The 14,602-nt window shown below is 39.8% G+C and carries 12 protein-coding genes, 10 tRNA genes and 2 rRNA genes; 1 reads left to right on the top strand and 23 read right to left on the bottom strand.

All coding sequences use genetic code 11. From position 1 onward, the window contains the following. Positions 1–149: 149 nt before the first annotated feature. The 10 genes from M3226_RS25900 to sigW all read right to left on the bottom strand — a co-directional run bounded on the left by M3226_RS25900 (position 150) and on the right by sigW (position 11,662). Entirely contained in the window at positions 150–587 is a 438-nt protein-coding gene (locus M3226_RS25900; RefSeq protein WP_251571605.1) for a PTS sugar transporter subunit IIA, read from the bottom strand. Positions 588–590: 3 nt separating this feature from the next. Continuing rightward, positions 591–2,162 (bottom strand): BglG family transcription antiterminator, encoded by a 1,572-nt coding sequence (locus tag M3226_RS25905; RefSeq protein ID WP_251571607.1) that lies wholly within the window; start codon positions 2,160–2,162, stop codon positions 591–593. Positions 2,163–2,169: 7 nt separating this feature from the next. After that, positions 2,170–2,646 (bottom strand): BglG family transcription antiterminator, encoded by a 477-nt coding sequence (locus M3226_RS25910; protein ID WP_251571609.1) that lies wholly within the window; start codon positions 2,644–2,646, stop codon positions 2,170–2,172. Positions 2,647–2,703: 57 nt separating this feature from the next. Then, positions 2,704–4,050, bottom strand: a complete 1,347-nt coding sequence (locus tag M3226_RS25915; RefSeq protein ID WP_251571629.1) for a PTS mannitol transporter subunit IICB — start codon at positions 4,048–4,050, stop codon at positions 2,704–2,706. A gap of 484 nt (positions 4,051–4,534) precedes the next feature. Continuing rightward, positions 4,535–6,337, bottom strand: a complete 1,803-nt coding sequence (gene glmS / locus M3226_RS25920) for a glutamine--fructose-6-phosphate transaminase (isomerizing) (protein WP_251571611.1) — start codon at positions 6,335–6,337, stop codon at positions 4,535–4,537. A 508-nt stretch (positions 6,338–6,845) separates the two neighbouring features. Continuing rightward, positions 6,846–8,195: a phosphoglucosamine mutase gene (glmM, locus tag M3226_RS25925; RefSeq protein WP_251571612.1), complete on the bottom strand. Its 1,350-nt coding sequence runs from the start codon at positions 8,193–8,195 to the stop codon at positions 6,846–6,848. 39 nt (positions 8,196–8,234) lie between these two features. Continuing rightward, positions 8,235–9,503, bottom strand: a complete 1,269-nt coding sequence (locus M3226_RS25930) for a CdaR family protein (RefSeq protein WP_251571614.1) — start codon at positions 9,501–9,503, stop codon at positions 8,235–8,237. Beyond that, a complete protein-coding gene (gene cdaA, locus M3226_RS25935; protein WP_251571616.1) occupies positions 9,496–10,323 on the bottom strand; it encodes a diadenylate cyclase CdaA in 828 nt (275 codons plus the stop codon). The genes M3226_RS25930 and cdaA overlap by 8 nt, the downstream gene beginning before the upstream one ends. Before the next feature lie 135 nt (positions 10,324–10,458). After that, a complete protein-coding gene (locus tag M3226_RS25940; protein ID WP_251571618.1) occupies positions 10,459–11,082 on the bottom strand; it encodes an anti-sigma factor family protein in 624 nt (207 codons plus the stop codon). Between the two features lie 16 nt (positions 11,083–11,098). Continuing rightward, positions 11,099–11,662 (bottom strand): RNA polymerase sigma factor SigW, encoded by a 564-nt coding sequence (gene sigW, locus M3226_RS25945; protein WP_251571620.1) that lies wholly within the window; start codon positions 11,660–11,662, stop codon positions 11,099–11,101. A 187-nt stretch (positions 11,663–11,849) separates the two neighbouring features. On the opposite strand from sigW, the gene M3226_RS25950 reads away from it, so the two are divergent. After that, positions 11,850–12,017 (top strand): aspartyl-phosphate phosphatase Spo0E family protein, encoded by a 168-nt coding sequence (locus tag M3226_RS25950; protein ID WP_251571622.1) that lies wholly within the window; start codon positions 11,850–11,852, stop codon positions 12,015–12,017. Between the two features lie 35 nt (positions 12,018–12,052). Here M3226_RS25950 and rocF read toward each other — a convergent pair whose 3' ends face one another. From rocF to M3226_RS26015, 13 genes are all read right to left on the bottom strand, one after another. After that, positions 12,053–12,952 carry an arginase gene (gene rocF / locus M3226_RS25955; protein WP_251571624.1) on the bottom strand — a complete coding sequence of 300 codons (900 nt, stop codon included), beginning with the start codon at positions 12,950–12,952 and terminating at the stop codon, positions 12,053–12,055. A gap of 284 nt (positions 12,953–13,236) precedes the next feature. Further along, positions 13,237–13,312 (bottom strand) — tRNA-Ala (locus M3226_RS25960). 3 nt (positions 13,313–13,315) lie between these two features. Next, positions 13,316–13,390 (bottom strand) — tRNA-Gly (locus M3226_RS25965). A gap of 33 nt (positions 13,391–13,423) precedes the next feature. Beyond that, a tRNA-Lys gene (locus tag M3226_RS25970) sits at positions 13,424–13,496 on the bottom strand. A gap of 1 nt (position 13,497) precedes the next feature. Further along, positions 13,498–13,572, bottom strand: a tRNA-Gln gene (locus tag M3226_RS25975). 46 nt (positions 13,573–13,618) lie between these two features. Continuing rightward, positions 13,619–13,703, bottom strand: a tRNA-Tyr gene (locus tag M3226_RS25980). Positions 13,704–13,722: 19 nt separating this feature from the next. Then, positions 13,723–13,798, bottom strand: a tRNA-Thr gene (locus tag M3226_RS25985). A 29-nt stretch (positions 13,799–13,827) separates the two neighbouring features. Further along, positions 13,828–13,903, bottom strand: a tRNA-Val gene (locus tag M3226_RS25990). A 39-nt stretch (positions 13,904–13,942) separates the two neighbouring features. Then, positions 13,943–14,017, bottom strand: a tRNA-Glu gene (locus M3226_RS25995). Positions 14,018–14,038: 21 nt separating this feature from the next. Beyond that, positions 14,039–14,111: transfer RNA gene (locus M3226_RS26000), tRNA-Thr, on the bottom strand. A 28-nt stretch (positions 14,112–14,139) separates the two neighbouring features. Next, positions 14,140–14,214, bottom strand: a tRNA-Asn gene (locus tag M3226_RS26005). A 14-nt stretch (positions 14,215–14,228) separates the two neighbouring features. After that, positions 14,229–14,345: ribosomal RNA gene (gene rrf, locus M3226_RS26010) — 5S ribosomal RNA — on the bottom strand. A gap of 129 nt (positions 14,346–14,474) precedes the next feature. Next, positions 14,475–14,602, bottom strand: a 23S ribosomal RNA gene (locus tag M3226_RS26015); the annotation flags it as partial.

A 14,602-nucleotide genomic window follows, 5' to 3' on the forward strand; every position in this document is an offset into this window, starting at 1 on the left:
TGTTTGTCACAGTCAAAGCGACAAACATATTGTTTCTCAAAGAATATGAAATATTCACCTATTCTTCTTAGCAATAAATGAAGGGGTGAGCTCCAAGATTGATGGTCAATCGATTCCTTTAGGGTTTACTTAAGTCAGTAGCTATGAAATTAATTAACATCTTCAAAAATAGCAAGTATTTCATTAACAGATTGTGCGGAAACAAGTTTCTCGATGTTCTCTTCTTCGGAACAAACAATGGCAATATTAGATAGGATATCTAGATGTTCATTATCTTTTCCGGCAATACCAATAAGCAGTTTAACAATATTTCCTGCACCAAAGTCTACCCCTTGAGGTACTTGAACAAACGATATGCCTGATTCCTTTACAAAAGGCTTCGAGTCCTCTGTGCCATGTGGAATGGCTACAAAGTTCCCCATATAAGTAGAAGTTAATTGTTCCCTCTCGAGCATCTTTTCAATATAGTTAGGCTCCACATAGCCTTTTTTAACAAGAATTTTACCCGTTAATCTAATTGCCTCCTCTTTTGAATGAACGGTTGTGTTTAATTGAATATTGTCTTTTGCTAAAATTGAATTTGCCATTTCTTATACACTCCTTAATTCTGTTAATTTTTGATTAAAAAATTGCTCAAATCTGGCCGTTAGTAATCCTGTAATTTGTTCTTTACTATTAGATTGAAAAATTCTAATCGTTTCTTCGCTTTCGATTAACAATGAGCTTAGAAAGCTCAATACCTCTAAAGTCTTATTGGTTGTATGACTAGGTGATAAAAGCAGAATCAGAGATTTCATGTTCATTTCTACCCCATCCATACCAATAACCACGATTGGTGTATGAAGGATGTTGATGATAAAACAAGGCTGCAGGACATGCTGCGAACGGGCATGAAATAACGCCATGGCTGTTTCAGGGATACCAACTCCCCCCAGACTCTCTCTTTCAAGGATGGACTGTATTACCTTTTCGGCATCATTTATCCTTTGTTGATCAGACAGGTTTTTACAGGCAATCGTTAAGAGCCCTTCCACCGTGTGGCAGCCATTTACATCTATTACTTCAAATCCCTCTAGAACGGTTGCAATCGTGCTTGCATATTCCTTGATACTTTTCATTTCCTCTATAAAACTAATAGTATTTTTTGCAATCTGATTTGTTTGGAAAGTAACTGGATGTTGTTTTTCTGAACTAATAGCAAACTTGTATTCATTTAAAAAAGACCGGATTTTTACAATTTCATCCTTATTTAAAAATGGATTTACCACTATATAATCCGAATCATACTCCGGAATAGGGATGGTTGATATCACAAGTTGATATTCTTCCTTATTCATTTTTTGAAATTCCATTACCGATACATTTTGGATTTGTTTTAGGTCTGGGAATTCTTTTTGTAATCTTGTTGCCAGCATTTTAGATGTGCCAATGCCACTAGAACAAACCACAAGTGTTTTAAAGCTTCCGAGGTCCTTATTTCCCATTATAGCCGCCCCAAAATGCATGACTAGATAGCCTGTTTCCTCATCCGGAACAAAAAACTCAGGGAACACCTCGTCTACAGCTTGTTTGACGATTGCAAATAAATCCTCATAATCCTTTTTTATTTTATCTAGCAAAGGGTTACTAATGCCCATCTTTTCCTTTATCCGATAGATTGCTGGCTTTAGATGTACAATAAGACCTTCACAAAGAGAACGATTGGACGTTAAATCTATACCAACTAACTTCCCGACTATTTCTATAAGCCTTTTTGTTTTTATGGCGGTCTGTAAACTTGCATCCTCTATTACATGTTCATTTTCATGCCTTAGTTTAGCTCCCTTTAAGTGTATGGTAATATAGGCTACTTCGGCATCCGGTATACTAATTTGAAATACCTGCTCCAATTGGGAGACTATTTTTTGTGCATAAGTGTATTCCTTGGTTACCTTCTGGTCCACCAAATAGGCCAAATTTATTTTAATGCCTTCCCCTTTTTGGATTCTTTCTAAAGCCAGAGCTAAATGAACCACAAGACCAATATAAGCACTGTCTGCCATTGAGAAGGGCAGCTCTTGAACAATAGACTTAACTATGTTTTCAACAATAACTAATTTCCTTTTTTCAACCAGTCCCATTAGTCTTTCAGAAATAGTGTGGTTTTGCTGAGTCGATCTCATTTGAATATTATCTCGTGTTAAGGAAAGAAGCTCTTTCTACACCGTATCCTCTTCTTCGGATAAGATCTAATCCAAACGATTTTAACTTCTCGTCCAATTTTGTTAAGTCAGAGCTTACAGTTGCAATGGTTACGTTTAGGTCTGTGGCAAGTGCAAGAAGTTTTACAGGTTCATTTGTTTCTAAAAGCTCACATAGCATAATGGTTTGTCGTTCATCTGGTGTATATTCTGTATGTGACAGATTAAACAAATAGAGTTCCAGATCCGCAATTCCTTTTTTCTCGCCGGTTAGTTGGACACCGACTCCTGATTTTTTTTGTAATGTCAGGTTATAATCGTTCAAAATATCTTCTATGTTTTTTAAATCTCGATGGATCGTTCTTCCACTAACACCAATTAAATCTGCAAGATCCTTTACGGTTGTTTCATCAGTGGTTTTTAATAGGATTTCAAGAATTTGCCGTTCTCTTGCCGAAATATACATTTCGCACCTTCCTCAAGGCAGGAAGGGCCTATCACATTATGTGTAGGCCCCTATGACTTATTTTTTCAGGTTATTTACTAACTCATCATATTTAGGGCTGTTTAAAAAGTTTTCAACTGAGATATGCTTGGCATTTGGTAATTTAGCTTTTGCACGGTCTGTTAAATCCTTATGTGTAACAACAACATCTGCATCTGATGGTAAATTACTAATCGCCGTGTTCGAAACGGTTACATCTAAACCTGCTTTATTTACTTTATTTCTTAGAATAGAAGCACCCATTGCACTAGAACCCATTCCAGCATCACAAGCAAAGACAATTTTATTTACATTTTCAGGCTTGATATCATCTTGTGTTGTTAAGACAGAAGTCACTGAGCTTTTTTTACCTTTCATCGCTTCCATTTTAGCAGCTGCAGAAGATAAGTCCTCCTCAGCTGTTACTTTGCTTGTTCTTAGAATCAAGGCTGCTACCGCAAAGGACACGGCCGTTGCCACGATTACACCCGCTAATGTTGCAAAATATCCACCTCTTGGTGTCATTGCAAGCAGCGCAAAGATACTTCCTGGTGATGGAGCTGCAACAAGTCCTGCATGAAGAATGTTAAATGTGAATACTCCACTCACACCCCCTGCCATTGCTGCAAAAATTAACATTGGCTTCATTAAGATGTATGGGAAGTAAATTTCATGGATACCACCTAAGAAGTGGATAATTACCGCACCTGGTGCCGTTTGTTTTGCAGTTCCTTTTCCAAATAACCAATAAGCAAGTAAGATACCAAGACCAGGACCAGGGTTTGTTTCTAGTAAGAATAGAATGGATTTTCCTGCTTTTGTTGCTTGTTCAATTCCTAGAGGACTTAGAATACCATGGTTGATCGCGTTATTTAAGAATAGTACTTTTGCTGGTTCAATAAATATGTTAGCAAGTGGAAGCATGTTATGATCCACGATGAACTGAACTCCAGATGCTAAAAATTTGCTTAAGGCTTCAACAACGGGGCCCACACCTTTATAAGCTAAAAGCGTTAAAGCGCCTCCAAGAATACCTGCTGAAAAGTTATTAACTAACATTTCAAATCCTGACTTTACTTTTCCCTCAATCAGTTTGTCGAACTTCTTAATGACAAGCCCGCCAAGTGGTCCCATAATCATGGCGCCCAGGAACATTGGGATATCGGTTCCGACAATCACACCCATTGTTGCTGTAGCTCCGACTACTCCACCGCGGATATCATATACCATCCGGCCACCGGTAAAACCTATTAATAATGGCAATAAGAATGTGATCATTGGGCCGACTAGTGTAGCGAGATCCTTGTTTGGAATCCATCCTGTTGGAATAAATAATGCTGTAATTAGCCCCCATGCAATAAAGGCACCAATATTCGGCATGACCATTCCACTTAAGTAGCTTCCAAATTTTTGTATTTTAACTTTTACATCTGATTTTTCTTTCGCTGTTTCATTTGGTACATTTATATCTTTCTTAAGTGCTTGACTCATCACTTTTTCCCCCTTCTTTATTTTGTTGCTCTATCTACTTTTAATAATAAAGCGGTTTCATTAGGTAAACAATCGATACAAAATTTCATTTTGTCACACTGATTGTTGCCAACATTTAGTTTTCATAAAGCTCTGTTATTTGGCTTTGATTTCCTCTCCAGGCGCTCGCTTTCCGCGGGCGTGCCGGGGAGCCTCCTCGGCGCATTAGCGCCTGTGGGGTCTCCCCTGCCCCGTACTCCCGCAGGAGTCGAGCGCCTTCCGCTCCAATCAACAGAGTCCAAAAAAAACAATAATCTAGTTTAACAGAGCCTTTCAAAAAAACAAAAAAGGCTGGAGAGGAATCAAGTAATGATTCTACTCCAGCCTTATATTAGACCTATTACTCAACCGTTACCGATTTAGCAAGGTTACGCGGTTTGTCAACATCACAATCACGGTGTAATGCAGCGTAATAGGCAAGTAATTGCAATGGTATTACAGAGATAAGTGGTGTTAATAATTCATGTACTTCTGGGATGACAAAACTATCTTCATCCATATTTAGACCATCCATTGAAATAATGCATGGGTTCGCTCCTCGTGCTACAACTTCCTTTACATTTCCACGAATACTCAAGTTGACGCTCTCTTGTGTAGCAAGGGCAATAACAGGTGTGCCTTCTTCGATTAATGCAATCGTACCGTGCTTTAATTCACCGCCGGCAAAACCTTCTGCTTGAATATATGAAATTTCCTTAAGCTTCAAGGCACCTTCAAGGCCAACATAATAATCAACCCCGCGGCCGATAAAGAAGGCATTGCGTGTGACGGATAAGAACTCTCTTGAAATATGTTCAATTAGCTCTTTTGAGTCACATAGTACTTCCATAGCATTCGCAATAATACCAAGCTCATGGATCAAGTCAAAATCAACTGGAATTCCTTGGCTTTTAGCCGTAACATCCGCTAAAATCGCTAACACAGCCAACTGTGCAGTATAGGCTTTGGAGGAAGCTACCGCAATCTCAGGACCCGCATGCAATAATAGTGTGTAATCCGCTTCACGTGAAAGCGTCGAACCTGGTACATTCGTAATCGTTAATGTACGATATCCGAGCTCTTTCACTTTTACAAGTACTGCACGGCTGTCAGCAGTTTCACCGCTTTGTGAAATGAAGATAAACAACGGCTTCTTAGTTAGAAGCGGCATATTATAAACAAATTCACTTGCAATATGAACTTCCACTGGCAGTTTAGCAATGGTTTCAATAAACTGCTTTCCAACCAATCCTGCATGATAAGATGTTCCAGCCGCGATAATATAGACACGGTCAGATTCATTCATGGCAGTAATGATTTCAGGGTCAATTGTCAATGCCCCTTGCTCATTTTGATAAGTTTGGATAATTTTACGCACGACCAGCGGTTGTTCATCGATCTCTTTTAACATGTAGTACGGGTAGGTTCCCTTTTCAATGTCACTTGCATCCAATTCAGCAGTATATGGCTTACGGCTAATGATATCGCCTTGCAGATTTTGAATGGTAACTTCATCTTTTGTAACAAGGACAATTTCCTTATCCATTAATTCAAGATATTGATTTGTTACTTGTAGCATCGCCATTGCATCACTGGCGACTACATTAAAATCATCACCAAGGCCGACTAAAAGCGGGCTTTTATTTTTTGCAACATAAATGGTTTCATTGTCTTGTTCATCTAACAGCGCAATTGCGTATGATCCATGTAAAAGGGTTAGCGTCTTACGAAATGCCTCAATAACCTCTAAGCCCTCATTAACAAATAACTCAATCAGCTGAACAACCACTTCAGTGTCTGTTTCGCTTCTGAATGGTACGTTTGTTAGATATTCGCGTTTTAAAAGATCATAGTTCTCGATAACGCCATTATGCACTAGCGTAAAGCGGCCTGATGTACTTTGGTGTGGATGAGAGTTTACTTTGCTTGGAACGCCGTGTGTTGCCCATCTGGTATGGCCAATTCCGATATTCGCTTTAACATCAAAATCAACAATTTCACGTAAGTCTGCAATACGGCCCTTTTCTTTAAAAACATGGATACCATTTTCATTCTTTACAGCGATTCCAGCAGAATCGTAGCCTCTATACTCAAGTTTTTCTAAGCCTTTTAAAAGGATTTCCTTCGAATCATCATTACCAATAAATCCAACAATTCCACACATCTTCTTTTTCCTCCCTAGATTCAGGGGGCAAGAATGCTTTGGAGGCGTGCTTGCCCCCTCATCTCTGTTTTTGATAAAGGTATCTGTCTATACCTTTTTGAACATTACAGTTAGTATGCGCATATTCTTCTCTTTGTGCACAGAGTTGCCTCTATGTTTTAAAGAAGAACTTTTCGGTTGTGCGTTTCCAACCGGGAGGTATCCGCCGAACATTCGATAATCCTCCTCCTCGTCAACTAATCAACCGTCTTTGATTAGTTCAGGCGCTTAAAATTTTCCGTTGTCTACCTCTATCCTCCTTCTAAAGATTCGCTATAAGAAACAGCAAATTAATCTTACATGATTAATCACGTGTCCGTCAACTAAAAACTTAAACCTTAACATTATTGATAACTATCCATAATAAAATATGCATAAGGGAAATAATCCGTTCCCTTATGCACAAAGAAAGGCAATACGAACAACTGAGGAGTTACTCGCAGTTGTTCCGCACTAGCTCATATTTTTTCTATTCCTTTAATTCCATCTCTTCTTTCACTACCTCAACAATTCGGTTGACAAAGGATTCACAAAGTTCTTCAGTTGCAGCCTCTGCCATGACGCGAACAAGCGGTTCTGTTCCACTTGGACGGACTAGAATTCTTCCGTTCCCAGCCATTTCAGCTTCAACTTCTTCAATGACAGCTTTTACTTTGGTATTATCAGTCACATGGTTTTTATCCGTCACTCGTATATTGACAAGCTTTTGCGGATATTTTTTCATTTCACCGGCTAATTCTGATAATGGTTTTCCGGTTACCTTCATGATATTAACCAACTGCAATCCTGATAACAATCCATCACCTGTTGTGTTGTAGTCTAAGAAAATGATGTGTCCTGATTGCTCACCGCCAAGATTAAAACCACTTTTCTTCATTTCTTCTACCACATAACGGTCACCTACCGCTGTAGGTACACTATGGATTCCATGAGTTTCAAGGGCTTTGTAAAAACCAAGGTTACTCATCACAGTTGAAACGATTGTACCGTGCTTTAAACGTCCATGCTCTTTCATGTATTTTCCGCAGATGTACATGATTTGATCTCCATCCACGATATTCCCCTTTTCGTCGATAGCAATTAAACGGTCGCCGTCGCCGTCAAAAGAAAGGCCTACGTCTGCTCCTTTTTCTTTTACAAGAGCTGCCAATGCTTCTGGATGTGTTGAACCTACTCCAGCATTAATGTTTAATCCATTGGGAGATGCTCCCATTGTTGATAAGTCTGCGTCAAGGTCTGCAAATAAATGGCTTGCTAAAGCCGAGGTTGCTCCATTTGCACAATCCAAGGCAATATGGATGCCTGAGAAGTCCTCATCCACTGTATTTTTCAAGTATTGAAGGTACTTCTGACCCCCTTCAAAATAATCCATCACCTGACCAAGATCCGCACCTGTTGGACGTGGCAGCTGGTCTTCCGGTAAATCAATATAGTTCTCAATTTCTAATTCCTGCTCATCTGACAGCTTAAAACCATCAGGACCAAAAAATTTAATTCCATTATCTGCAACAGGATTGTGGGAGGCGGAAATCATAACACCTGCTTGAGCCCCTAATGCCTTGGTTAAATAGGAAACCCCAGGTGTTGAAATGACTCCCAAACGCATGACCTCTGCCCCAATTGACAGTAACCCGGCTACGAGTGCTCCTTCTAACATATGACCTGAGACACGTGTATCACGGCCAATAATTACTTTAGGGCGATCTTTATCCTTTGTTAAAACATAACCGCCAAAGCGCCCCAATTTAAAGGCCATCTCCGGTGTTAATTCGCTATTTGCTACTCCACGTACCCCATCGGTACCGAAATATTTACCCATTTTAAAAAATCTCTCCTTCAACATGTCTATTGCTAGATATTAGGCATTATTAGTAATGGTTATTTTTGCTGTTGATTTATCAGGCGTCCACTCTACATCCGTTGGTCCTTTGACCTGGATTTTGACATCATGAGTCCCTTCAGTCAAGCCGGACAGGTCAATAAAAACGGTGAAATCACTAGGTCCCAGCTCTGTTACCGACTCAGTTGGGCCATTCACTTGTAAATTAACAGTCTGACTTGTCGGATCATTTACTTCCGCTTTAAAGTTATCCGCTAGGCCTTGAATTTCCAAAGGTATGCCTGAGACCGTTTTTTCTTCATCTGCAGCCGTTACTTGTTCATCCGTGGCTGTTTTCTGTTCATCTTTTTTCACCACTACCGTTGCTTTTACTAATTGAGGGGTCACCTTCGTAATCCCATTTGAAATAATGACTGGCAGGGTTAGTGTTGTGTTTTCCGTGATCTTACTTAAATCAACTTCTACTCGAACACTTTCTGTATTTCTTAAGAGCTCTTCACTTCCAGTAATTTTGGCTTCCGTTTCATCTAACTCAATAGATTCTATCGTAACCCCTTCCGGAGAAGTTCCCTTTTTCACAATGTTGATCGGAACCGTTTTACTGTTCGACTTAATAGGAATGGTTACATTAACTGTTTCTGGTTCAACAGTAACAGCCAACTTATTTAATTTTTTATCAAGCACTTGAATTTGCGCTTGTTTCGAAATGGTTGCTTTTAGTTTACCATTACCCTCAAGGGTGGCTTTAACGTAGGTAATTCGGTCAATGTCACTTTTAGCACCAGTAATTTTTACTTTTCTAGGTTCAACCACTGGTAGACCAGCTGAATAACCATCTTCTATTTGGCCGGAATCAAATTCTGCTTCGACCCTGAATTCCTTCGAAATCTTTTCTTGCACAGACACGGTGACACTAGCTGGCTTCATGGTTGCCTTTAATTTATCAGATAAATTTTTAATCTTGAGTTTTACCTTTTGCTCTCCAATTTTCGCATTTGTCAAATCGACATATACCTCAAAGTTCTTTAAAGCCTTTGCCGATTGGACATGTGTGATAGGGCCCTTTATGGTTACATCTACCGTGTTCGGTATCCCCGATACAACCAAGTTCTCAGTATCATAATAAACCTTTACAGGAATATCCTTTATAGTCTCAGTTGTCTGCTCCCCAGGAACATTAACATCAGTTAACTTCCCACCTGTATGAGGTATAGAGGAATATAATAGGACCGCCAATAATAAGGCCAGTATTTTTATAAACCAAGGATTATCAAACATTTTATCCATTTTGTTTTCCCCTCCAGTTCCAACGAGCTGAAGAAGCCTGTTTATCTTTAGTATGAATCAACATTTCTCGGGTAAGTAGTTCTTTTAGTTCCTCCACTTTCAAATCACGATGAAGTTCTCCATTCTTTGTGAGTGAGATTCCCCCCGTCTCTTCAGAAACGATGACTGTTAAGCTATCAGTAACCTCACTTATCCCTAGGGCTGCCCGGTGCCTAGTACCCAGTTCCTTCGAAATAAATGGACTTTCAGATAAGGGAAGATAGCATGCTGCCGCTGACACATTATTTTTTTGGATAATAACTGCACCATCGTGAAGTGGTGTGTTAGGAATAAAAATATTAATGAGCAATTCCGAAGAGATATTCGAATTTAATTGTATACCTGTTTCTATGTAATCACTCATGCCCGTTTCTCTTTCAATTGAAATTAAGGCTCCAATACGGCGTTTTGCCATATAATCAGTTGCCTTAACTATGGCTTCGACTGTTTTTTCCTGGTTATCATCGTCTTGTGTACTGCTTCGTGAGAAAAATCGCCCTCTTCCTAATTGTTCAAGCGCTCTTCTGAGTTCAGGCTGAAAGATAATGATAACCGCAAGAAATCCCCAATTTATGGCCTGTTGCATCATCCAGCTTAAAGTAATTAAGCCGAGCCACTCACTGAACACCCTGACAAGAAGGATAACAAGAATCCCTTTTAATAATTGAACGGCCTTTGTGCCTCTTATCACATTGATCAGTTTGTAAATGACGTACCATACGAGGGCAATATCAACAATACTAGCTAGATACTTCCATATATTGAGATCAGCAAACTGCATTGTTTCTTCCTCCGTTACTTTCTAAGAACATACAATTCATACAACTAATTTATTATACCATAACTTCACCATACAACTTATTATATGTTTGTGGTTAAAAAAACAAATCACCCGTCACTTGGAGTGATTTGTTTCTTATTTGGTTTCAGGCTGGCCAAAGATATCTAGAACCTCTTGAGTAGTTCTTTTCATATGATACCAAATCCAGTCGAAAACTTCATTTATTTCTTCTATTTGCCCTGTCACATGACCCGCAGAGGCTAAGTATTTTTCCCCGTTAATCACGGTAACATCACCTTGAACCTCGCCTTCTATCCGCACATTCCCATTGTGGACTACAACATCTCCTTTAACTGTTTCACCTTTAGGGACTATAACTGTATTATTTTTAACCACCAGATTTTTTTGCTTGGAAACAGAAAATTCCTGATCTTGTGTCCATGTTGAAAATAAACTTCCCATCATTAGAATGATAAAAACAGAAGCTGCTGTGAGCATAGGATGATTTATAAACCACCTCTGCATCCAAATCCTTTTCTTTTCTTTCGGCAGACGGGCGAGTACATTAGCTGTGAAATCCGGTGGCGCCTGAATATGAGAAATGCCTTTAACAAATGCATCCGTCTTTTTTAATTCATTATAAATCGTTTCACACTCTTTACAACTTTTGAGGTGGTCTCTTAAAGCTCTTTCTTTTTCTGGGTCTAGTTCTTCATCTAAATAATCGTGCATGAGTTCGATGATTTGTTCAGGACACATTTATGTTTTCACCTCTTTATACATATCGTAATTGCTGCCTTAATGCTTCCCGGCCGCGATGAATTCTTGTTTTAACAGTTCCAAGAGGAAGATTGAGAATCTCACTTATTTCATTAAGGGACATATCTTCCATATATTTCAGAACAATTGCGGAACGGTACTTCTCCGGCAGTTTTAATATTTCCTTTTGAACGGTCTCCTGCAGCTCAAGGCTTTCTACTTCGGACTCTGGCAAAGGAGAATCCGAGGAGATTTGCGAATACATGGTTAACCCCTCTGTCCCGGCTACTTCTGCGTCTAAAAAATAGTCTGGTTTCTTTTTCCGAATCCGGTCGATGCAAAGATTTGTCGCAATTCGAAAAAGCCATGTTGAAAACTTCTTATCTTGTTTAAACGACTGTATATTTACATAAGCACGGATAAAGGCTTCCTGTGCGATATCCTCCGCTTCATGACGATTGCCCAGCATTCTGTAACATAATTGGAAGACACTGTTTTTATATATTTCTACAATCTCTCCGAAGGCGTCCTGATCGCCTTTGATGACCTGTTTTATTCTTTTTTTCACTATTGTATCCATTAAGTTTCCTCAGCTCCAATGTCGCTATACGATATACGAACGTCAGCCAAAAAGGTTTCGTATTTAAACGAAAAACTTCTCAATACCTTTAATATTAACAAAATTTTACCAAAGTGAGACAAAATATGTTTAAAGATTTTAATACAGGGGAAAAACGTAATATATACCTAGAAAGAGGTGGAAGGAGATGTCTTCTCCATACCGTGGATTACTAGAAGAAATAGAAATTCAACGAAATGATATGGTTCGGTTAGCATCTGAGACTTCTCTGTCCAATCACAAAGTAATTGAAGCTAGTAAAAGGCTTGACTACTTACTAAACAGATACCATCTATTAGATGTACCGATAAAATAGCGCAGCTGCATATTCTACTATGCAGCTGCCCGTTTTTATAATAGTTTTTCACCAAATAACGATCCCATTAGCTCTACAGCACATATAGCCGTTTTATTTTTCTCGTCTAAGATTGGATTTACCTCCACAAATTCCGCAGAGGTGATAATTCCTGCCTCTTCAAGCATTTCCATAGCCAGATGGCTCTCACGATAGCTAATTCCACCAATAACAGGAGTACCCACTCCTGGTGCATCACTTGGATCTAGACCATCTAAATCAAGCGATAAATGAACTCCATCTGTTTTTTCATTTAAATAGGCTATAGTTTCTTCCATTACTTTAGCCATTCCCAATCTATCTATTTCATGCATGGTATAAACCTTTATTCCATTTTTCTTAATTAATTCTTTCTCGCCGTCATCTAGAGATCTTGCACCAATAATGACAATATTTTCTGGTTTTACCTTCGGATTATAACCGCCAATTTCAGTTAATAACGGATGACCCAAGCCTATGCTTACAGCAAGAGGCATACCATGGATATTTCCTGAGGGACTTGTCTCCGCCGTATTTAAATCCCCATGGGCGTCATACCAGATAACACCTAGGTTCTTATAATGTTTTGAAACACCTGCTAATGTGCCAATTGCGATGCTATGATCTCCACCAAGCACCAGTGGAAAGGCACCCGATTGAACGGCTTCATCCACCTTGTCGGCAAGCAAAGCACTTTTTTCTGCAACTAAATCTAGGTTCCTTAAATTAGATTCTTTATCGATGACTACTTCTGGTCTGCCAACCGGGATATCACCCCAGTCATGGATTTCATTAAAGAGCGGCTTTAATCTTTCGTTAATTCCCGCATAACGCATTGCGCTAGGTCCCATATCTACTCCACGTCTCATTTGTCCTAAGTCCATCGGCATTCCAATAATTGATAGTTTCCTTGTCATCCCCATATTCCCCCTTGCCTGTTATCCCCCCTATTTTAACCGTTTTCATTGTGATGACTCAACTCGACAAAATTCTGTATATATATACGTAATTGTAAAAAAATTCTGTGGTTAAACGATTACACGACGTTCTTGACTATTTCTTGCGATAAGAGAGGAGGTTCGTAGAGCCTAATAAAATCGATTTCTCCTTAATTTGTCCTTAATAAAAGCTGGTTGATCGTCTAAAAAATAAAAAAAGCCTTAAACCATTAACATGATTTAAGGCAAAATATGTAGTGTGATGGTGGAGTCTAGGGGGATCGAACCCCTGACCTCCTGCGTGCAAAGCAGGCGCTCTCCCAGCTGAGCTAAGACCCCATTTGGAGCGGAAGACGGGATTCGAACCCGCGACCCCCACCTTGGCAAGGTGATGTTCTACCACTGAACTACTTCCGCATAACGCGGATAATATTATAAGTAATAAAAATATGAGCCATGAAGGACTCGAACCTTCGACCCTCTGATTAAAAGTCAGATGCTCTACCAACTGAGCTAATGGCTCTTGGCTGGGCTAGCTGGATTCGAACCAACGCATGTCGCAGTCAAAGTGCGATGCCTTACCGCTTGGCTATAGCCCAAAGATGTAATTGTTTCTAGTATGTCCAACTTTTCAAATAATATAAATGGTGGAGGGGGACGGATTCGAACCGCCGAACCCGGAGGGAGCGGATTTACAGTCCGCCGCGTTTAGCCACTTCGCTACCCCTCCACACTCAAAAAAATATAGATGGTGCCGGCGAGAGGACTTGAACCCCCAACCTACTGATTACAAGTCAGTTGCTCTACCAATTGAGCTACCCCGGCGTGAAATTTGGATAAATAAGAATAGTATATGGTGGAGGATGACGGGATCGAACCGCCGACCCTCTGCTTGTAAGGCAGATGCTCTCCCAGCTGAGCTAATCCTCCAAATTTATGAGTGTTATTATTGCTGTCACGAAAGAACTTTGGTGACCCCTACGGGATTCGAACCCGTGTTACCGCCGTGAAAGGGCGGTGTCTTAACCGCTTGACCAAGGGGCCATTATATTTTTGTTAAAGGTAAGCTTCCAAGCGGGCTCGAACCGCTGACCTCTTCCTTACCATGGAAGTGCTCTACCTGCTGAGCTATGGAAGCATAGCTGAAATTTAAATTAACATAAAAATGGCTCCGCAGGTAGGACTCGAACCTACGACCGATCGGTTAACAGCCGATAGCTCTACCACTGAGCTACTGCGGAACGATAAGGTAACAGCCTGGCAACGTCCTACTCTCACAGGGGCGCTTGCCCCAACTACCATCGGCGCTGAGAAGCTTAACTTCCGTGTTCGGTATGGGAACGGGTGTGACCTTCTCGCCATAATTACCAGACTATTTATTAGACACTATTTTATTATAATGTCTTTTTTTTAATTTGCAAGAGAAAATTTAAATTTTTTCATTCTCTCAAAACTAGATAATATAGAAGAAATTCATAAAAACGAGTTGCGCCTATAAACTATGGTTAAGTCCTCGATCGATTAGTATCAGTCAGCTCCACATGTCACCATGCTTCCACCTCTGACCTATCAACCTGATCATCTTTCAGGGATCTTACTAGCTTGACGCTATGGGAAATCTCATCTTGA

The organism is Neobacillus cucumis (assembly GCF_023715505.1).